Source organism: Paenibacillus solisilvae (assembly GCF_042656405.1).
GTDB lineage: Bacteria > Bacillota > Bacilli > Paenibacillales > Paenibacillaceae > Paenibacillus_Z > Paenibacillus_Z solisilvae.
Map to the genome: position 1 here is coordinate 1 of NZ_JBHSOW010000014.1, position 21,120 is coordinate 21,120.

A 21,120-nucleotide genomic window follows, 5' to 3' on the forward strand; every position below is an offset into this window, starting at 1 on the left:
CGACCTGCATTCCAAACATGCTCAAGTAACTGTGTGCTTTTAGAGGCACTTAGTTAGCTGGGCGTACTGTAGGTAATGTCACTCAGCCACTTCTCATTGGGCTTGCTCGTTGTAAAGTTCTGGTTCACAATATTGTCTGCAACCGGTAGATTGTGACTGGAGTTTGTGGTCGCTTTATATTTTTTTACTACTTTTGATCGGATGCCGTGGGCCTGCATTAACCGAGCAACACGACCCCGGCTAGCTTTCTGATTAGGCGGTAAGTTCTTGGTAATCTGCGGCGAACCGTAGACTCTTCGACTATTCGTATGAATCTCTTTGATCGTATCTAATAGCTCTCGGTTCGCTATACTGCGTCTGCTTTCTGGTCGAGCAAGATGAGCATAATAGCCGCTTCTGGATACGTTTAGAACCTGGCACATCTTCGCAATCCGAAATTCGAAGCGATGTTCATAGATGAATTTGAACGTGATTACTTTCAGATTTTTCGCAAAGTAGGCCGCCGCCTTTTTTAAGATTTCATTCTCTTCTTTCAGTTCTACGAGCTGCTTTCGTAGCTTGCGCATTTCCTCATTTTCAAGCTTTAGATTCCCGCTGCCCGGAAATGCACCTTCTCCATCACGTTTATACGTTCTCACCCAGTCTCGGACTGTGGTGTAGTGAACATCCAGTTCCTTGGCCGCGTCGCCTACTGTTGATTCATTGGCCAAGATTCGCAGTACCACTTGCTCCTTAAATGCCTTGTCAAACTTCTTTCGCTGCCCCATAGTAAATCCCTCCACGTTTTCATCGGTTTAACACCAGGGTGTTTTTCCAATGTCCACTATAAGGGGTGCACTTCAGAGATCTGGAGGATTTAATAGAAATGTGTTCATGGCCTTTATCTTTCGTCGAATGCGGTCAGGCAGATCCACCAGCGTCTACGACGGCAACTCCCACTGCAGATGTGCTGGTTTTAGACTAAGAAAGTAAAGTCTTGGGAAGGGTGGGACGTTAAGTTCCTATGAAAATTAAATCCGCAAATCATACCGAGGGAGTTGAATAAAATAGCGGCACTGCCGAGTCTGTATATCGTAAAGCCGCACAAGGCCAACAACTCTAGTCTAAGCCTTTATTTTCTTTGAACAAATAACGGTGCGATCATCATTTTAAATTGATTTACCATACCATTAATTTTTGGTACGATAAAAGCAAATTATCGCAAATTATCGCAAATTATCGTAGTGATTCGGAGGGATGATCACATGTTAGCACCGGAAAGGCATCGATTGATAATGCTGGAGCTAGAATCGAAGGGGCAAGTCACGGTGACGGAATTGAAGTCGCTGCTACAAGTATCACTTGATACAGTCCGTAGAGACCTTGAACGGTTGGAAAAGGAAGATAAGCTTCTGCGCGTGCATGGCGGAGCAGTTACGAAGCAGGAAGAATTGTCTACGAATCAAGCATTCATGAAACGTAAAATTACGCTGATAGAACGGAAGCAGGAGCTTGCCGGATATGCTGTTGAGATAGTAAAGGAGATGCAAGCCGTATCGTTAAATGCTGGAACGACGAATATTGAGGTAGCAAAGCGGCTAGCTGCGCGTTTCGAAAGGCTGACAGTCATCACAAACTCCTTGCGGGTCGCCGATATTTTGGCCCAGAAACCGAATTTTACGGTTATCATACCAGGTGGATACTTGAATCATGAAGAGTTTTCGCTGTACGGACGTGCTATTGAAGAAGAGATTGCAAAATTTAATATCGACATTGCCTTCATCAGTGTAAATGCCATTTCGATTGAGAAAGGTCTAACCGATTTCAGACAGGGTGAGGCGGAGGTCATCAATGCGATGCTAAAGGGCGCAAAGCGCAAAATCGTCGTAGCGGATTCCAGCAAGTTTGAAACGATTTCTTATCTTAATATTTGCGGATTGGATCAAATTGATATAATAGTAACCGATTCGCTTATGGATGAGGAGCTTTTAGCCACTTACCAAAAGGTTCCGATTTCGATCAAAAATGCAGGCTCATAGCGGCTTGCTTTTTTTTATGTTATCTTATCGTTAAAAACAGCATAAAACAGCAATTAATTATTAAATAAACATAAATTAAAGCAAAATATATTGATTAATTGCTTTAAAAGCCTCTATAATCGGAATAGTACCAAGGCATAAACATGATGAGGGGGTTCACAATGAAGAATTACAATCGCATTAAAGCAGTTATTTTTGATTGGGCAGGTACGGTCATTGACTACGGTTGCTTTGCTCCAATGAATGCATTTATTCAATCATTTGAAGATGCGGGGGTCCCTATCACGATCCGAGAAGCGCGGGAACCGATGGGAATGCTGAAATGGGATCATATCCAGGCTCTAACGAAGATGGATCGAGTCAAGAACCAATGGATCGACAAATACGGTTCCGAGCCGGTTGATGAAGATATCGATCAACTCTACTCAAGCTTTGAAGCTACTTTGATGAAATCACTGCGGACCTTTACGGACCCGATTCCCGGCGTCGTCGAAACGGTAGCGCGGCTTCGCGAAGCAGGCATGAAGATTGGCTCAACGACAGGTTACACGAAAGGCATGATGGAGGTCGTTGCACCGGAAGCAAAGCGGAAAGGATACGCACCTGACTATATGATTGCATCCGATGAGGTAAAGGCAGGACGGCCTTATCCTTATATGATCTTCCAAAACCTGATAGAGCTTGGCGTTTATCCAACTCAATCGGTCATTAAGGTTGGAGATACAGTGTCCGACATTCATGAAGGCAGAAACGCTGGTGTCTGGACGGTAGCCGTCGTAAAAGGTAGCAGCGAACTCGGCTTAACGAAAGCTGAAGTCGATTCAATGAACGAGGTTGAGTTGAGTGAGAAAATGGATCAGACGCGGCGAACGTTTGAGAAAGCGGGGGCTGATTTTATTATCGGTTCGATCGATCAGTTGCCAACCGTCATCGAAGAACTGGAACGAAGCAATCTAAGGAAGGGGCATGAGAATGAATCAGTTTAATAACCCAGTGGCCATTTTGTATTCGATTGCAGCCCTAATATTGCCGGAGCTGAAGGAGCAGGACTTCTATATAGTCGGTTCCAAAAGTTACGGTCGTGCGCCGACGTTCCTGATGGCAAGCAGTATAACGAATGCCCTGAGCTGCTGTATGTCGGATGAAACCCCGGATCAAATAAAGGGAGAAAGCTGCAGTGCCGGTAGCTGTAAGGTACCTAGCGTTAGCATTGCTTCTTCATCCGGTTGCTACGGATAAAGAAGTTCCAAGCTAAGCAAAAAGAAAGCCGTTCAAAGCCAGTTTTCATCCTTGCGCTTATCACGGCTGTTTCTTTGCTAGGAGATTCCATGCTGTATATCGTTTTACCTATCCATTGGAGAGAAGCCGGGTTGATCTCATTGGTTGAGGTAGGTGTATTACTTTCTGCGAACCGTTTTATTCGGTTGCCGCTCAATCCTCTTATTTCTTGGTTATATTCGAGGATGAGCCTCCGAGTCGGATTATTCGTATCGCTTCTCATCGCAGGGGGGACAACGTTACTTTACGGGTGGGCACAAGGCTTTGTGTTTTGGTTCATTTTACGGTGCGTTTGGGGGCTAGCATGGTCTATACTACGGTTAGGCGCATATTATATGATTCTCGATTTATCAACAAATGAAAACCGCGGTCATCTAATGGGTACGTTTAACGGGCTTTCCAGGATCGGCAGCTTGGCCGGTATGCTGGGAGGAGGTTTTTTCATTGAGTGGTTTGGGATTCGCGATGTCACCTTTGTATTTGGGCTTATGTCTTTTCTAATATTGCCTCTTATCCTACAAATACCAAGTGCCGTGCATATAGGAGGACCGGAGGGAACGAAGGTAACGGCTTCATCTTTGCTGAAAACCCCCTTGTTGATGAGGATGCTCGTGACGGTATTTTTTTTCATGCTGTGCCTGGAAGGGATGATCACCGCAACCTTAAGTCATCTGATCGAAGTTCGAAATGTGAGTATTCGTTTAGATGCGGTGATTATTGGTGCTGCTGCTCTGGCAAGCATTATCCAAGGATCTCGATTAATTGTCAGCGTGTTCTTGTCTCCGTGGATCGGGAAAAAATCGGATGGAAGATGGGGGCGGCGGCCTTATTTAATTACAGCTCTGCTACTTGGAGCTGTATTTATCACTTTAGTCGAATTTCAAATTCCCGTTTATTTATGGTTATCCAATTTATTAGCCATCTTACTTATTTCATCGATATTAGTGGTTTTGATGGATGCTTTCACATCCGATATTGCTGAAGAGAAATCAAAGGCCGCAACCATTATGCTATACGTCATTATTGCAGATGTTGGGGCTGCCTTTGGTCCCGTGCTGGGTTATTTATCTGAGCAGTCATTGGGCTTATCTGCGACATACGGGATTTCGGCAGCTGTATTATTTTTGCTCAGTGTGCAATGGGTGTTCTCCCGCGAGAAATCATCGGATCAGGCACAAAGCACGCAGAATACCACCACATAGAAGGAGAATACTTTTGAAACTGAGCCAAAAACAGTTGAGAATCGGGAGAAATGGATCTCAGAAGCCGGATCCCACTATCCGATTCTGGTTGGAGTTCACGAGGGTGCCTTAGTAGGCTGGGCATCCGTTTCTCCTTATCGAGCCAGAGAATGCTATTATGGCGTAGGGAGTCCTCCATCTACATTCACAAGGATTTAGAGGTAAAGGAATTGGGAAACAACTGTTAAGCTCTCTTCTGGAGGAGTGCAAGAAGCAGGGGTATCAGCTCCTCGCTCCGGGCAGGTTAGCGTCGTGGCAACGTAACTATAGCGACTTAACTTCTTGGTGCCCAAAGCATGACTGATACTCCAGTAATACAAATTCCTGCTCCTAGCCATCCGTACATATCCGGTGTTTTTTTATCAATTAACAATCCCCACAACAAGGCGAGAATCACAAATACGCCGCCATATGCGGCGTAGACTCGCCCGAACGATTGGAAGCTTTGAAGTGTGGGTATGGTGCCGTACAGAATAAGAATGATACTGCCGACAATGCCGTACCAAAGGGGCTTCGATTCACGCAGCCAAAGCCAAACCATATAACCCCCGCCAATTTCAGCGAGTCCAGCCATCAACAATACAACCCAAGCTTCGAACTCTAGTCTCGGCAGTGGCAGCATGTCTGCTTCGAACAACTCACAGATCGGTTTATCCTTCTTGTAGTGTTCCCGAGCGTTATCCAGTTCACACACTTGGAATAGCTCCGAGTTCCACTCGAGAAGCGAGGGTACCGACGGGAGAGGAACGAAGTAGTTACGCCGTGCATAGCCCACTTTGTTCTCATGCCTTTCTCATGACCGCTAGCGGGGTTGCAAAAAGTAACATCGAAGCCAAAATTAGCTTGGAACCGTTTAAATAGCTGCGTTAGCCGCACCAGCTCGCCAACTCGTCTTCCGGCTCCCATTGAAGCTCGAGATAGCCATTTTTGCTCATCTTCCGTTCTTGCTTGAGTTCTGTTACATAACGATTCACGGTAGGATAAGAGCAGTCAAACTCGGGGTGTTTTTGAACTAAAAGGTCTTATACGCGTTTGCTGGTATGCCTTTGTTTATAACGGTTTTGTTCATCCTCCCGCAGCCATGATTCAATCGTTTGTTTGTACGGATTTGAGCTTTGATGGTTTCGTCTGTGCTACCGGCACTTGTGGGGGAAAGTCCTCCTGCGCCATATATTTACGTACGATTTTCACATCATTAGCAATCTGGTAAGGTCCTTTCTGCTGTAATTGCAGCTCTATAATCCGGTGAATCTGCTCTATACTCATCATCATCCTTTCTCCTGCTTGCATCTATGCAAGGAGAATTGTACGTGAATCGGATGACCGAAAGGAGGTGAAAATCACCAGGGAATTTTCCGGATCAGACCAGGGATTTTTCGATGATAAAACCATCCCTTTTTATTTGATCATAAACAGCCAGGGATCCGATACAGGGATGTCCCTGAATACGTGACGTAGTTCAGGGAACACAACGTCAACGTCAGACCATACTTAAAAATAGATGTCAGAGACAGAACATAAAATGAGGTTTTGGAGGGAATCGCTAAGGGAGTGGAGCAGAAAAAAGGACTGAGCAAAGAGGATGAAATTTTTGCACGGAAAAGAAATGTCAGCAATAAAGGAAGCCGTAAACATGAGTAAGTGATTGGAAAATCCAGTTATAAAAACAATTTTACAATAACTTAAAATTACAGTTTACATTCTGATGACATTTTCATTTCATAATGAGATCTGTAAGCTAGTTGTGAAAGGACAAGCATTGAATGACATTATTACATCAATTAGGAAAGAGTCCTATCATTTCTGCCGTGAGGAAGCCTATTGAAGTAGAACGTGCTTTAGAAACCTGTGTCAGCAATGTTTTCTTTATGGGAGGAACGGTTGCCGAACTGATCCCTGCCGTAAGATTGACAAAGCAGTATGATAAGGGAGCTTTTGTGCATCTGGATTTAATTCGAGGGCTGTCAAACTCCGACAAAGAATCAGTCGATTTTATCGCTGAATATGTTGGGGCAGACGGTATTGTTACACCGAAAGGCCATTTAATCAAAGAAGCAAAACGGGTAGGATTATACGGTATTTTACATCTTTTTGTTCTGGACTCGATCGCGCTTGAGAACGGTTTGAAGATGGCTAATAATCTAATGCCTGACGGCATTGAATTGATGCCAGGCGTAATTTCAAAGATCATTCATCGTTTCTCTGAGACGCTGGAGACGATCCCGATTATCGCAAGCGGATTAATTCAAACCAAAGAAGAAGCAGCTGAAGCTTTGCTTGCAGGTGCAACGTCCTTGTCAGTCAGCGGGGAACATTTGTGGAACTTTTCGTTTCAAGATCTTCCGTTAAATTCGGATGAGTTTTTTGAATAGAAAATATAAGTTTATAGTGCACGGTAATGTTTAGAGTGATGGATGAGAGAAAGCTCTGAACAACAAGCAGATGCCCTTCTGTTTGTTGTTTAGATCTTTCTCTTTTTTATTTCTATTTTATTCTCGCGAAAGAAGGTAATTCAGAAGTTATGTTGCAGATGTTAAGTCACTATTCAGCCTACATGTTTGATTTGGACGGTTGCATTTATTCCGGTAAAAAGATTTACCCTGGCGCCAAAGAGTTGCTCATTTCTTTAATTAGGAATGGAAAGAAAATATACTTTATTAGCAATAATTCTAACGAAACATCCCATTCAGTAAGAACCAAACTTTTGGAAATGGAACTGCCAGTAGAAAAGATTCCTATTCTGGTTGCGACAGAACTCGTCGGACCGTACCTTTTTGAAAAATATGGAAAGGTTAAAATCCATTCTATTGGTTCCATGGAGTTGGAAAGCTCACTTAAATATTACGGACATACCGTCCATCCCATTGATAGCGAGGAACAAAGTGATTTCGTGGTTATCGGTCGGGATACTGCGTTTACGTATCAAAAATTGTACGATTCCGTGAAAGCTCTGATGGGAGGAGCAAAACTGATTGCCGTCAATTTCGATATGTATCACCCTGGCGAAGACGGTACGAGAGTGCCGGAAACAGGAGCTTTGGTGGCGGCAATTCAAGCAGTTTCCGAAGTTAATGAGCTAGAGTCGGTTGGTAAACCGCATGGTTATCCTTTCCGAAAAGCAATGGAGGAATTAGGGGTGGATCCTCAATCGTGCGTAATGATCGGCGACAACCCCTATACGGATATAATAGGAGGTCGTGATGCGGGAATAGACACGATATGGTTTTCTCACGGAAAAACATTTCCAGTGGATCTTGGATTTCAGCCCGAACTCACGGTAACAAACGTTGAGGAATTGCTGCGGAGGTTTGAAGAGAACCATTGTATTACTAAAGGAGGTGGGAACGAAGGTCAGGGAATGGATGGAGCAATGGATGAAGGAATGCACGACCATGCTTGGCATCTTCCACGACCTTGAATTCATGAACGATTTATGCGAACGCGAATGCAACATGCACGACGGTCACTCTGCCACCAATCGATAGGGGTACGGCCGGAGAATTATTTTATGAAGTTAACAATTTATGGGATTAACAAGAGTAAGGATTTAATTTAACACTTGTCCAGTAAAATCATTTTGTTAACACTTGTCCAATAAAATTATTTTTGGGGGATTGATTCAAATGAAAAAAGCACTCACATTATTCATCATGGTTTGTATCTTTGTTGCAGTTTTATCAGGTTGTTCGACGAATTCGGCCGGGGCTGGGAGCGATACGATTACCATCGCATGGCTTCCGAACGATTCCGGCGATGATAAAAGCGCGTCACGCGAGGAAATCGGCAAAATTATCGAAGGGGCAACCGGCAAGAAGGTCGAGCTTCAGACGACGACGGATTACACGATTGCCATCGAGGCCGTGGCCAACGGCAGCGCGGATCTGGCGTACTTGGGTCCTCAAGGTTATGTTGAAGCGCATGACAAAAACGAGAAGGTTCTGCCGCTTGTCGTGCCGAGCGGAGAATCGGGGACATTGGACGATGCGAAGTACTACAGCTGGTTGTCGGTCAAGAAAGGAAATGAAGCCGCGTATCAGGATGGGGATGGCTTTAAGATCGATAATATTGCCGGAAAGAAAATGTCCTTCGTATCGACCAGCTCGACGTCCGGGTTTAAAGTGCCGACGTCCGGTATTGTGGGCTATTTCAGCAAGATGGACCAATACAAGACTTTGACAGCGGATGATTTGATGGAAGGCGGCAGCGGCAAGTTCTTCAGCGAGGTTTTATTCGGCAATTCGCACCAGGGTTCCGCAGTTAACCTGCTCAGTGGAAAGGCGGATGTGGCGGCATTTTGCGATTTCTGCGTCAGTAACTATGTGGAATTGGCAGACGGCGAAGACAACAAGACCGGCGCGGTCTATCAGGTGAAGGCCGACGCAGAGGAGCCGTTCAATGCATTCCCCGGCGAACAATTTGAGGTCATCTCGGTCACTCCGGTTTTAAATACGCCGTTCGTTGTGAATACGGAGAAATTGGATCAGGCTACGGTGGACAAGCTTATTGAAGCTTTTACTTCCGACGAGGTTGCGAACAATCCGAAAATTTTCGCGCCCAAGGGCGGTTTATTCACCAAGAAAGGCAATGAAAAAATGCTATCAGTGGAAGACTCATGGTTCGAACCGATTAGAGAATTGTCCAAATAACCGTTAAAACAAAACGCAAACAACTTTGAGGAGTTAATTTATGAAAAATTTGCTTGAAGTGAGACGGGTATCGAAGTATTACGGTCAAGAGGCCGCGGCTTTGTCCGATGTCAGCTTTAGCGTCAAAGAAGGAGAGTTTGTTTCCATTATCGGTCCGTCGGGGGCGGGGAAGTCCACCCTCCTCCGATGCATCAACCGGATGGTCGATGCCAGCAGTGGAGAAGTCATCTATAACGATGTGAATGTCACGAAGATCAACAAGCCGCAATTGAAGAATGTCAGAAGAACGATCGGTATGATTTTCCAGCACTATAATCTGGTCAACAGACTGAGTGTCATCGAGAATGTGCTTCACGGCAGACTCGGCTACAAATCTACGATTGCGGGGATGCTCGGCCTTTATACCGAGGAGGAAAAAAAGCAGGCGGTCAAAATATTGAACCTTCTCGGTTTGCAGGATCAAACCTACAAGCGGGCCGACCAACTGAGCGGAGGACAAAAGCAGAGGGTAGGCATCGCGCGGGCGCTCGTTCAAAATCCGAAAATGCTGCTTTGCGACGAGCCGATCGCTTCTTTGGATCCCAATGCATCTAAAGTGATCATGGATTATCTCAAAACCATTTCGTCCACCATGGGGATTACCGTCCTTGTCAATCTGCACCAGGTGGACGTCGCGTTGAAATATTCCGACAAAATCATTGGTGTGAACAAGGGAAGAGTCGTTTACGACGGACTGCCCAAAGATTTGTCCTCAGGCATGATTCATACGATCTACGGCTCCGAAGCGGGAGAACTCATATTTGAGCTGGGTGGCAAAAATGCGGGTTGATTTTTTTGCAAGAAAAAGGATGAACTCCCTGATATACCTGGGATTATTGTCTCTAGTTACGCTCGCGGCGATCGCGATCACGGAATACGATGTGGCGAAAGGCTTTACCTCCATTCCCAAGGCCATCTTCTGGGGAGTCACTAATTTTTATCCGAATGCGGAATCGTTGGAAAAGCTTCCCGATATTTTGGTGAAATTGCGGGAGACCCTGCTTGTTTCCATCGCTGCGACGACGATAGGGGCTGTCTTTGCTTTGCTGTTCGCTATATTCGGAGCAAACGCAACCCGGTTTAATGCGTTTCTCGGCGGCATAAGCAGAGGGATCGCCACAGTCTTCCGGAACATCGATGTCGCCGCTTGGGCAATGATATTGCTGTTCTCTTTCGGCCAGAACGTAATGACCGGATATTTCGCGTTATTTTTCGGATCGTTTGGATTTTTGACAAGGGCATTCATCGATACGATTGACGAAGTAAGCGGGGGACCCGTCGAAGCGTTGAGAGCGACAGGCGCCGGATATTTCCACATCGTATTTCAATCCGTCATTCCGTCCGTCATCCCCCAGATGATCAGTTGGGTGTTGTTCACAATTGAATCCAACATCCGCCATGCCACGCTTGTCGGAATCTTGACCGGCTCGGGGATCGGCTTCGCCTTTAATTTGTACTACAAAAGCATGAACTATTCTGCGGCCAGCCTTGTAGTTATATTAATCGTCATCACCATAATTTTCATTGAAAAGATTTCGAACTATATCAGGAGGACGATTTTGTAATGGCCGCCGAGACCGAAACGAGAATCAAAGTAAAATTGTTGAACAAAGCGACGATTACCATACGGGCTACGCTGCTTGTGCTGGGAATTGCAACCGTATTCGGGTTCTTGACTTTCGATTACAAGAACTTAAACTTCTTTGATGCCGTCTTCAAGACGGCGCAAACGTTCAAAACCGTCTTGTTCGAACCGCACTTCAAACATTTTACCTTTCTGGAAGCGATATACAATGTTGTTGTGACGATAGGACTCGCCTTTCTAACAACGTTAATTGGAGCGGTGATTTCTCTCTTTCTGGGCTTGTTTGCCGCTCGAAACTTGACGGCGGGTACGATTTGCAATGTCATCAGAGGCTTCGCCGCATTTATAAGAGCCGTTCCGACGGTTTTATGGGTACTGATATTCGCCGTGTCGGCCGGGCTTGGGAGCGTTGCCGCGGTGGTAGGCATGAGCTTTCACACGATCGGCTATTTGGTTAAAGCTTATTCCGAAGCGTTCGAGGAAATGGACGAGGGAGTCATCGAAGCGTTAAAAGCGAGCGGCGCCAACTGGTGGCAGATCGTGTTCCAAGCGGTCATTCCCGGCACAATCACTTATCTGCTTTCTTGGACATTTATCAGGTTCGAAATCAACTTTGCCGTTTCGGTCGCTATGGGCGCCGCGGCGGGAGCGGGCGGAATCGGATACGACATGTTTATGGCGAGCACATTTTATTACGATCTGAGAGAAGTAGGCGTTATAACCTATTTCATTCTGATATTTGCGATCTTGCTGGAGATCATTGCAGCCCGCTTGAAACGAAAACTCAGGGTGAACGCGTGACGCTGCAAGGTTCTTCGGATTTCGAGCGAGGTGAAATTTGGATTGTAAGAAAAACTTCTATCGGAATACAAAGAAGCAGGAACGTCTTTTAGTCGGAAGTTTTTTCTTGCAGCATCAAAGCATGGGCTCATGCTGATAATAGCGAAGGTTTTTCCAAAATATCCGGTGAACCGGGGAAGCTGCGCTATGAACTGATGCTCGATTATTTCGAGTTGGGGCGGGGCGTTACGCTTGACGCCATGCCGGATGACCCGAACGTTGAGTTGAAGCGAAAGCTGGAGGAAAACAAGAAAGGGATTACTGATTATATCCATTCCCATCTCAAGGTCTATGTCAACGGAGAAGCGGTGGACGGCGAATTGGTGCAAACGGGGCTGGACACAAGAGTAGGACGCTTGTACGCAAACCTGGTTCTTGAATATCCGAACCCGGGCAACTCCGAAGCGGTAGAAGTGGTATATGAAATCTTTTTCGATGATATCGATTCGTTGCACCGCAACATTGCAGCCTTATGAATGGGACGGTAAAGAGGGGAGTATGTCTTCTATGCCGGCGATCGGGAACTGGCTCTCGGAGACACTTGGTTTGTCGGACAAGCTTTGCGGTTTTCCGAACTTGGCTTCCACCATATCATCGGCTTGGATCATATTTTGTTCGTGGTGGCGTTGGTACTGACGTTCAAAACATTCCGGGATGTGCTGAAAACCGTGACCATCTTTACGCTGGCCCACAGTGTGACGCTCGGATTGACTGCGTTTCATGTCATTTCTGTGCCGCCGATCGTTGAACCGCTTATTGCCTTAAGCATTGCTTATGTGGCGGTTGAAAGCTTTATCATCCGTCAACAAAAAGCGCGTCCGTTCGTCGTATTCGGATTCGGGCTCATGCACGGCATCGGCTTCGCCGGCGCGCTCGAACTGACGGGCTCCTTTAAAGCCAGTTCGATGCTTTCGCTTGCCGCTTTTAATATTGGTGTGGAGATCGGACAACTATTGGTTATCGGACTTCTATTTCCGCTTTTGTTCTATATCCGCAAATTTAAATGGTCCGGGCCGGTTCAGGCAGCTGCCATGGTCTCCGTGTTCGACTTCGGATTCTTCTGGTATTGGGAACCTATGCATGCTTATTGGAACGAAGCTTTGAAAGGGGTGATGCGGCTCGGACAATAATTTTTGATTTTGCAACAAGAAACGAAATTGATTTCCAATGAAGAGGAAGACGACATGTGAACAAGACCAAAGAACTTGAGGATAACTCGCCGACGAAGAGCGACTACAAGGATGGCAAAGTCATTGCTGACCTCATTCGCAATGGGAAGTATTCTCCACCAGTACCTCTTAAACTGTCAAAGTTGAAATCTTGAGAATGATCGAGAAAACAGGAGAAAACATTACTTACTTTATATTGGGAGGAATTAATTTGAAGAAAAAGTGGAAAAAAATGAACAAGAAAAAATTGTTTGCCGTCGTTTCAATTGGATCCGTTCTTGTCGGCGCGGGCAGTGTCTATGCCGCATACGATCCATTCGGCACCAAGCTTGTTGGGCGGCAGACCGACGGTTCGGTACTAACCACTACGAACCAGTTAATAACGCCCGCCGGCGACACCATCGAGCAGACCGGCCGCCCAATGGTTCTCAAGGTGCGCCCCGACGGCAAGACTGCCGTCAATATGACATGGGACGGCAAGGGCCAGTTCACCGTCACCGACCTGACCACCTTGAAGGTGATCCAGCAAGTCAACGCGCCAGCGGGTGTTGGCAGCGGCAAGATCTCCTACGGCGGCTTACTGTACTCGCCTGACGGCTCCACCCTGTGGGCGGCACAGACAAAGAACCTGCTGCGCTGGCAGGTGGCCGCGGACGGCACTCTCTCCAACCCCACGTCAATCCCGTTACCAGGCGTGGCAGGCAGGGCCGCGATCCCCTCGGGGCTGGTGTTCACGCCGAACGGTCAGCAGATCCTCGTGACGCTGAACGGCAACAACACCCTCGCGGTGCTCGACGCCGCGACCGGAGCCGTGGTAAGGGAAATCCCGGTGGGCAACGCGCCCCGAGAAGTCGTGGTCATAGGCAACCATGCCTATGTGAGCAACCAAGGCGGCCGACCAGCGACCGCCAGCGACCGTACCAACAACTCGTACGGTACGGCTATTGTGGCTAACAACGAGAGCGGTTCGGCTTCGACGGGCACGGTGTCGGAGGTTGACTTCGAGGCTGGCAAAGAGGTGCTTACTTACAATGTAGGATTGGGACCGTCCGCTCTGCTCGCACATGGCACCGACCTGCTGGTCACCAACTCCAACGACGACAGCGTGTCGGTCATCGACACCGCCAAGCACAAGGTCGCCCAAACGTTCGACGTCAACCCGATCCCGGGCGCGCCGTTCGGCAGCTCGCCGAACGCGCTGGCGATGCTGGACGACACCCATTTTGCTGTGAGCTTGGGCACCGACAATGCCGTGGCCGTGTACGAGTATCAAGGTGCGTCTCAGCCCGCCGCCTTCCAGGGACTTATCCCCACCGGCTGGTACCCTGGTAGTATCGAATTCGTCCCAGCGCTGAACAAGCTGGTGATCGCCAGTCAGAAGGGCATCGGCTCGCTGGGCGCCTTGAGTAAGAATACCCAAGGGCTTGGTACGATGCCTGATATCGGCCATTCGGTTTACTCCAGCATCGGCACTGTCAGCGTAGTGGCGAAGCCGACCTCTAAGCAGATGCATGAATACACGCAGCAGGTATGGAAGAACAACAACTGGAATAATCTCGAGCAGAACAACAAAACCGGTGACGGCAAAGGCAACCCAGTTGCGATTCCGAAGCGTATCGGTGACCCTTCAACGATCAAGCATGTGTTCCTGATCATCAAAGAAAACCGTACCTACGACCAGGTTTTCGGAGATGACAAGCGCGGTAACGGTGACCCGACGCTGGCGCAGTTCGGCCAAATGGTCACGCCGAACGCTCATGCCCTAGCCAAACAAGGCCCGCTGATTGACAACCTGTACACCGGCGGCACGATGTCGGCGGACGGCCACCAGTACTTGACGCAAGCATTCGTTAACGAATATCTTAACCAGTCGATCAGCCATTATACCCGCAGCTACCCGTACAATGGCGGTGACGCGATGGCCTACGCCAAGTCCGGCTTCCTCTGGGACAATGCAATAAAGCACGGTGTAAGCGTACGAAACTGGGGCGAGTACACCAGCAAATTCCAGGATGCGAACGGCAATCCGGACAAGAGCAGCTGGAAGCAGTGGTATCAAGACTCCAAGATCTTGGAGGGCAAGGCGGACGGCCAGCTCCATGTGCCGGTAGGTTTTTATCAGGCTTGGACCGACGTTCCAGGACTGAGAAATATTACCCAGGGTGATTTCCCCGGCTTCCAGATGCAGATCCCGGACCAGTATCGCGCGGACATCTTCATTCGGGACCTGAAGCAGTATGAGAAGGACGGATCGATGCCGCAACTTAACATCATAGAGATGCCAACCGACCACACGTCCGGTACGTCGGCGAACTCGCCGATACCAGCGTCCATGGTGGCCGACAACGACCTGGCTGTCGGCCGCATCGTCGACGAGATCTCGCACAGCAAGTTAGGCAAAGACTCCGCTGTGTTCATAATCGAGGACGATACCCAGAACGGTGTCGACCACACCGACGGTCACCGGAACCCGACGCTGATCTTCAGCCCTTACGCCAAGCGCGGAGAAGTAGTCAGCACCTACTACACGCAGCTTAACGTTGTGCGCACCATCGAGCAGATCCTTGGCATGGCCCCGATGAACCAGATGGACATGGCCGCGATCCCTATGTACGACGCATTTACCGACAAGCCGAACTTCACGCCGTACACGGCCGTGCCCAATTCGTTCCCGCTAGATGTCATGAACCAGCCCATCAGCCAGCTCACCGGAGTGGCCAAAGCATGGGCGGAGTGGTCGAACGGCCAAAACTGGACGAGCGAGGACATGGTCAACATGAATCAGGCAAACCGTGCGATCTGGTACGCGTCGAACAACTTCACTCAACCTTTCCCGGGCGATACCAAAGTTTTGTTCCCCGACGAGGTGCCTCAATGGCAAATCACTAACGAAAAAGACGACGAGTAATCGTTCCCGCGACCAAGGCGCAACAATTCAAACAAAGTAAGTAACCAGTAAGACCGAGGATCAGGTGAAACATATTTTTTCTTGATGGAAAAGAGACCTCTGCCTCCTCATTCAGTATGGATGTGAAAATATCCCCATGTCCCTGAGTTTTGGTGCTCAGGGACATGGGGTTTTCACTGCACTTCATTTAGAACAAGGAGTGGAGAATCGATGAACAGACTACTAGAAGCGACAATGAAACGATCGGTTTTCATTATCACGTCTCTTGTGATCATTCTAATCTGGGGAGGCATATCCGCCTACCAGATGCAGCGGGATTATTTGCCCCCGATCAGCAACCCTACGCTGATGATTTCCGTGCATGCGGAGGATTATCAGGCGGACCAAATAAAGTCTTCCATTTCGGGGTCAATTGAGCAGTCGGTTCGGGTAGTCAATGGTCTTGAAACGATGGAAACGAACAGTTTTGATGGCGGGCTTTTGTTCAGCTTGTACTTTCCTTTAAATTACGATATGGACCTTGCGGAGAGGGATGTGTCTAATGCTTTGGGTCAAGTGTCTTTGCCGGCAGGAGTCGACAAGCCGACAGTTACCCAAGTAAGTACGAGTTCCTTTCCGATCATGAGACTAAGTCTGACAAGTCCGTACGGGAAAGTGGACGAAACTACGCTGCGCTCGACTACTCAGGCTTTAATAACACGTGAACTGAAAAGTTTGTCGGGAGTAGGCGACGTACGCGTAACCGGAGCCGGCAGCAACGGATACCTATTATCGATTCGAATGACGGACATGAGAAATGCTGGTTTGACCATAAATGATGTGAAGCAGTCGCTTACTGCGATAAGCTCGACGTGGGAGCAGGGGAGAATAACCAACAGTCAAGTGTCGATTCCACTCCGGGCTTCCGGTGGGAATCTAAGCGAGCAGGATTTGAACCGACTTCAAATCCGCGGTTCGGACGGACATGCCGTTCCCCTTTCCGCCATTGCGGATCTGTCAAAATCGATCGTCGATCTGCAAACGATATCCCGGACCGATGGAGCGGCCAGTGTCGTTTTCGATGTACTGAAAACTCCATCATCCAATATTACCGATGTATCGCACAAAATCCGCAGCCGGATCCGGGATATTCCGGGGGTTCAACAAGGCGATATCCAGCTGTCTATTCTGTTCGACCAAGGCGAACAGGTAAAATCTTCTTTGTACGGCTTGTTCAAAGAAGGGCTTTTAGGCTGCTTGTTGTCGATGGTTTCCGTTTTACTCTTTTTCCGTAATATACGCTCCACCGTGCTCATTGCTTTGTCTCTTCCTATTTGTCTTTTGGTAACGACTGGACTGCTGAAAACAATGGGAATCAGCCTGAACATTCTTACTGTATCGGGCTTGATAGTAGCGATGGGAAGGGTAATTGACGATACGATTGTCATTCTGGACAACATGTACCGCAAATCTCGTGAGTCTGGAAGGAAAGTGAATTCGGTTCTATTGGCCGAAGCCGTTAAGGAGATGATCCCGGCGATCGCATCCTCCACGGCGACAACCGTTGCCGTATATGTTCCTATTGCTCTTGTCGGGGGCATGATCGGCGCCGCTTTTTCCGGATTTGCATGGTCCGTCGTCATTGCCCTGTTGACATCGCTTTTGGTGGCGGTATTTGTTGTGCCGGCATTTTATCTTGTTTGGCAAAAAGGACGGGCAAACGATTCGGCGATATCCTTCGAACCCGTCTCGCACAGAATGTTAAGCTCAGCTTTTCTGAGAAAAGGAAGGATCATCGTGATAATCGGTTTGATGTTTGTAGTTGCGAGCATCGGAGCGTTTTTCTTGCCGATCAACTTTCTGCCTGTCAGTAAGACCGGGCAAATCAATGCCCAATTGGAGTTCCCGGAAGGGACTTCCTTGCCAGAAATTGATGCGACCGTAAAGCGAATGGAACAAACGTTAAAGTCGGATACGGACATCGCTACATTCTCTTCCGTTCTCGGTTCAACTTTTACGCCTCAGTTTGACGATGTGTTCGACGCTGGCGGGGGTTGGATTCAAGGCGATAATATCGCCAATATCGTGATAGCAGTCAAAAAGAACGTGGATGTTGATGCCGTGACGGCCGACCTGCAAAACCGGCTTGCCAGCTTGTCGGGCAACGCGCTCAGTACCGTAACGAACCAAAATATTGCCGGCGACGATTCACAGCTGAAAATCGACCTTTCAGGGGCGGACGCTGCGACACTCGACCAAGCGGCCTTGCTGATTAGAAGCAGCCTGCAGCTAGTTCCAAATCTCAGCGTCGTGGGTGCCGCGGATGATATAGAGGTTCTTCCCAAATACCAAGTAGTATTGAAACAGGATGTGTTGGATCGGACAGGAGTCCAAGCTTCGGAGGTCTATGAGCGGATCCGGGAATATTTATCCGAAGGGACAAGGATCGATGTGAAGACGGGAAATCAGGAAACGATCCCATTTTCAATCCGTACCGATATCTTGTCGAAAATCGGAGCCTCATCCTCTGCGATGATGGATCCGGGAACGGAAATCCTTACACTGCTGGGTAAAGAAGTATTCAAAGGAAAAGACGGTCGCGACGTCCGGATGGACGAACTGGCATCGCTGACCCCAATAAACGGACAGTCCGTTATTCGGGAACGCGAAGGTCGGCCTTTCTCTGTCGTGACGGCGAATATCACTTCAAGGGATATAGAGAAGGTGGCCGAGCAGGTGAGAGACTCAGTCAAGCAATTGGCGTTGCCTCCAGGCGTTCATTACTCGATTAACGGGATTTCAGCCCAAGTGAATCAAATGATTGTTGAAATGGGCATTGCTTTGTCCGTTTCCGTTTTGCTCGTTCTGCTTATTCTAAGCATCGTATTCCGCGGCCTTAGGGCGCCGCTGATCGTACTGGTCTGCATTCCTCTTGCTTTTATCGGCTCCGTAATTGGCATGCTGATGACAGGAGGAGAGTGGAATCTGGCCGCGCTTATCGGATTGTTGATGCTTTCCGGAATTGTGGCCACTAATGGAATCGTCCTTGTAGATAAAATAGAGCGTAATCTGGCAAATGGGATGAAACCAGAGGAAGCAATTCTGCAGGGAACGACATCCAGAGTACGTCCGGTTTTGATGACGGCCGTAGCGACCGTTTTGACTTTGCTCCCTCTGTGCTTTTCTGGCAGCGGAGATACCGTCGTTTCCCAATCCCTCGGAATCGTCGTCGTGTGCGGCATGGTCAGTTCCACCATGATCAGTTTGCTGGTCATTCCTATCCTGTATGAATGGCTCTATAACCGACGGACTTTGGCGGTGAGAAAAAAAGAGCTCAGCTCCCAACTGGTCGTTTCCCGGTAAGCGTGCAGGCTTCGGATCGGCATAACATAAAGTGCCGACAATAAATATTTGCTAAAAACCTATTTTTCAGGCTTCAGATCGTTGAGATAACCCAAAGAAAGCTTTTCTCAACGATCTGGCCCACGCTTCCTCTCGGCTTCATGCTACCATCGTTAGGATGGAACCTACCGGTCATTTACTGGCTATCCTTTGCTAAATGGCTCGAACGAAACCAATTCGAAGCCGTTCTCATCAATCCTCATAGCATGGAATCCACAATTCATGTCCTGATTCTGAAAAAGTGATCACTTTTACGTTTGTTAAATAAATTTGTATTTCTCTGCTTCTGACTGTTTCAATATTGCCTGTTCAGTCCCCCCTCTGAGTACCAAAACAGGACATTGAATCCGATCTAATACCTCCCAACGACTTATTTCCTTCGATTCTTTCTTCAAAATTTTGTACAGAGCTTCGTCTGGTGCGTAAATGCTCTTCCCTTCGTTCACACCGGTGATAGCTCTCAATCATTTTTTGATCGTGTAAAAATGCCATCAAGTTTTGACTGAACTGTGACCCACAAGAAGGACACTTTGAAAAAAGTGACCCTCTTCTTGTGGGTCATTTGTGTTTTAATCAAGGTAAGGGTGGAGGAGCGAGACGAAAATGGGGAAACAGAAACGAGTAGTTTTTACAGAAGAGCAGAAGAGGAAGTTGGAGGCGAACTCCAACGTACAGCATGTGACCGAATCGGCCACCACGTACACGCTGCATTTAAGCTGGCAGCGCTGCAAGCCTACAACGAGGGACAGACGCCTTCCGAGATCTTTATTCGGGCCGGTTTTGATCTGGATGTTATCGGTCATAAGAAGTCCAAACACAGCTTATAAAGGTGGCGTGACACCTTCGATCGGTACGTTGAAGAAGGGCTCGCCACTGATCGACGGGGCAAAACAGCACGAAACGCAAGCCGTCAGAACTATCCTAACCTGCTTAAACGCCAGTCATTGAAACAATGGAACGATGAGCCCTATGATTTTGCGATATTACTTAGTGAGAAACGCTGTTTGATTTTTGGGGTGCCGACCCTTGACAATGGAACCGAACGTCCTGCAGCTTTCTATTATGCTGGGGGAACAGATATGTCAGATAACTCAGATAACCCCTATCAATTTTGGCCGCTATATGATCGGACGGAAAAGTATAAATCTGGAAAACTTACAATGTGGCCATTTGATCATTATGAAAGTATGGGGTATGAGATTTAGTTGGAGATATTCATATCCGGGGAAAAAGAGTTGCATTTTTTGTGTCAGAAAGCATACTTTTTGAAATAGTCAAAAACTCTCCTAAAAATACATGTCAAAAACTATAAAAATAACTATTGAAATATTTCACGTTTTGTTTATAGTTATTGACATACTAAAGTATTTCAAAAGGGGGAGTGTCTTTATGAAATTTGGATACGTAAGAGTGTCATCCAAGGACCAAAATACAGAACGTCAGCTGAAGAAAATGCACGAGCTCGGAATTGAGGAACGATACATATTTGTTGACAAGCAAAGCGGCAAGGATTTTGACAGACCCAAATACCAGGCAATGAAAATGATGATTCGAGAGAAAGATTTGGTTTATTTGGATGCCCTTGGTCGTCTTGGCCGTGACTATGATGGAATTATCCGCGAGTGGAGAGACATTACAAGAGAAGTAAACGCCGACATCATCGTCTTGGAAAATGAGTCCTTGTTCGATAGCCGCAAATTCAAAACAATGGGTGATTTAGGAAAACTGCTTGAAGATCAATTCCTTTCCATGCTTTCTTATGTAGCTGAACAAGAGCGTAAGAAGATCAAGCAGCGTCAGGCGGAAGGGATCGAAGTGGCTCTTGGAAGAGGGGTTCGATTCGGTAGACCAAAGCAGGGGGTCACGGAGGATTTTAAGAAGGTTTATCATGAATGGAAAAGTGGTGGGATGACTGCTGTGGCTGCGATGAAGCAATTGGGATTGAAACCCAACACATTTTATCGCCGTGCAAAGGAATTAGTGAAGAACGGGTAGCATTCCTATTACGAAGAAAA

General features: G+C 47.5%; 18 protein-coding genes and 1 pseudogene. 16 read left to right on the plus strand and 3 right to left on the minus strand.

Annotation, left to right across the window (positions count from 1 at the left end; translation table 11 throughout):
- Positions 1-53 precede the first annotated feature (53 nt).
- Positions 54-767, minus strand: a complete 714-nt coding sequence (locus ACFPYJ_RS02600) for an IS3 family transposase (RefSeq protein ID WP_379186490.1) — start codon at positions 765-767, stop codon at positions 54-56.
- Between the two features lie 477 nt (positions 768-1,244).
- On the opposite strand from ACFPYJ_RS02600, the gene ACFPYJ_RS02605 reads away from it, so the two are divergent.
- The 4 genes and pseudogenes from ACFPYJ_RS02605 to ACFPYJ_RS02620 all read left to right on the plus strand — a co-directional run.
- Positions 1,245-2,018: a DeoR/GlpR family DNA-binding transcription regulator gene (locus tag ACFPYJ_RS02605; RefSeq protein ID WP_379186491.1), complete on the plus strand. Its 774-nt coding sequence runs from the start codon at positions 1,245-1,247 to the stop codon at positions 2,016-2,018.
- A gap of 161 nt (positions 2,019-2,179) precedes the next feature.
- A complete protein-coding gene (gene phnX / locus ACFPYJ_RS02610) occupies positions 2,180-3,004 on the plus strand; it encodes a phosphonoacetaldehyde hydrolase (RefSeq protein ID WP_379186492.1) in 825 nt (274 codons plus the stop codon).
- A 240-nt stretch (positions 3,005-3,244) separates the two neighbouring features.
- On the plus strand, positions 3,245-4,498 hold the full coding sequence (locus tag ACFPYJ_RS02615; RefSeq protein WP_379186493.1) for an MFS transporter: 1,254 nt from the start codon (positions 3,245-3,247) through the stop codon (positions 4,496-4,498).
- A gap of 199 nt (positions 4,499-4,697) precedes the next feature.
- Positions 4,698-4,841: pseudogene (locus ACFPYJ_RS02620) on the plus strand (hypothetical protein); the annotation flags it as partial.
- Here ACFPYJ_RS02620 and ACFPYJ_RS02625 read toward each other — a convergent pair.
- Complete coding sequence (locus ACFPYJ_RS02625; protein ID WP_379186518.1) at positions 4,812-5,159, minus strand: YnfA family protein; 348 nt, start codon at positions 5,157-5,159, stop codon at positions 4,812-4,814. The pseudogene ACFPYJ_RS02620 and the gene ACFPYJ_RS02625 sit on opposite strands and share 30 nt — an antisense overlap.
- A 464-nt stretch (positions 5,160-5,623) precedes the next feature.
- Complete coding sequence (locus ACFPYJ_RS02630) at positions 5,624-5,803, minus strand: hypothetical protein (RefSeq protein ID WP_379186494.1); 180 nt, start codon at positions 5,801-5,803, stop codon at positions 5,624-5,626.
- A 497-nt stretch (positions 5,804-6,300) separates the two neighbouring features.
- On the opposite strand from ACFPYJ_RS02630, the gene ACFPYJ_RS02635 reads away from it, so the two are divergent.
- The 12 genes from ACFPYJ_RS02635 (at position 6,301) to ACFPYJ_RS02695 (ending at position 21,100) form a co-directional block, all read left to right on the plus strand.
- On the plus strand, positions 6,301-6,909 hold the full coding sequence (locus tag ACFPYJ_RS02635; RefSeq protein WP_379186495.1) for a glycerol-3-phosphate responsive antiterminator: 609 nt from the start codon (positions 6,301-6,303) through the stop codon (positions 6,907-6,909).
- A gap of 149 nt (positions 6,910-7,058) precedes the next feature.
- Positions 7,059-7,955, plus strand: coding sequence for an HAD-IIA family hydrolase (locus ACFPYJ_RS02640; protein WP_465263350.1), 897 nt, complete (start codon positions 7,059-7,061; stop codon positions 7,953-7,955).
- Between the two features lie 205 nt (positions 7,956-8,160).
- On the plus strand, positions 8,161-9,183 hold the full coding sequence (locus tag ACFPYJ_RS02650) for a phosphate/phosphite/phosphonate ABC transporter substrate-binding protein (RefSeq protein ID WP_379186496.1): 1,023 nt from the start codon (positions 8,161-8,163) through the stop codon (positions 9,181-9,183).
- Positions 9,184-9,223: 40 nt separating this feature from the next.
- A complete protein-coding gene (gene phnC / locus ACFPYJ_RS02655) occupies positions 9,224-10,012 on the plus strand; it encodes a phosphonate ABC transporter ATP-binding protein (RefSeq protein WP_379186497.1) in 789 nt (262 codons plus the stop codon).
- Positions 10,002-10,787, plus strand: a complete 786-nt coding sequence (locus ACFPYJ_RS02660; protein ID WP_379186519.1) for an ABC transporter permease subunit — start codon at positions 10,002-10,004, stop codon at positions 10,785-10,787. Before phnC ends, ACFPYJ_RS02660 begins: the two co-directional genes overlap by 11 nt.
- Positions 10,787-11,608, plus strand: a complete 822-nt coding sequence (locus tag ACFPYJ_RS02665) for a PhnE/PtxC family ABC transporter permease (protein ID WP_379186498.1) — start codon at positions 10,787-10,789, stop codon at positions 11,606-11,608. The genes ACFPYJ_RS02660 and ACFPYJ_RS02665 overlap by 1 nt, the downstream gene beginning before the upstream one ends.
- 194 nt (positions 11,609-11,802) lie before the next feature.
- Complete coding sequence (locus ACFPYJ_RS02670; RefSeq protein WP_379186499.1) at positions 11,803-12,123, plus strand: DUF6702 family protein; 321 nt, start codon at positions 11,803-11,805, stop codon at positions 12,121-12,123.
- An 84-nt stretch (positions 12,124-12,207) separates the two neighbouring features.
- Entirely contained in the window at positions 12,208-12,777 is a 570-nt protein-coding gene (locus ACFPYJ_RS02675) for a HupE/UreJ family protein (RefSeq protein WP_379186500.1), read from the plus strand.
- Positions 12,778-13,027: 250 nt separating this feature from the next.
- Positions 13,028-15,724, plus strand: a complete 2,697-nt coding sequence (locus ACFPYJ_RS02680) for a bifunctional YncE family protein/alkaline phosphatase family protein (protein WP_379186501.1) — start codon at positions 13,028-13,030, stop codon at positions 15,722-15,724.
- Positions 15,725-15,934: 210 nt separating this feature from the next.
- Positions 15,935-19,066, plus strand: a complete 3,132-nt coding sequence (locus ACFPYJ_RS02685) for an efflux RND transporter permease subunit (RefSeq protein ID WP_379186502.1) — start codon at positions 15,935-15,937, stop codon at positions 19,064-19,066.
- Positions 19,067-19,635: 569 nt separating this feature from the next.
- A complete protein-coding gene (locus ACFPYJ_RS02690) occupies positions 19,636-19,932 on the plus strand; it encodes a hypothetical protein (protein ID WP_379186503.1) in 297 nt (98 codons plus the stop codon).
- A gap of 562 nt (positions 19,933-20,494) precedes the next feature.
- Positions 20,495-21,100, plus strand: coding sequence for a recombinase family protein (locus ACFPYJ_RS02695; protein ID WP_379186504.1), 606 nt, complete (start codon positions 20,495-20,497; stop codon positions 21,098-21,100).
- Positions 21,101-21,120 lie beyond the last annotated feature (20 nt).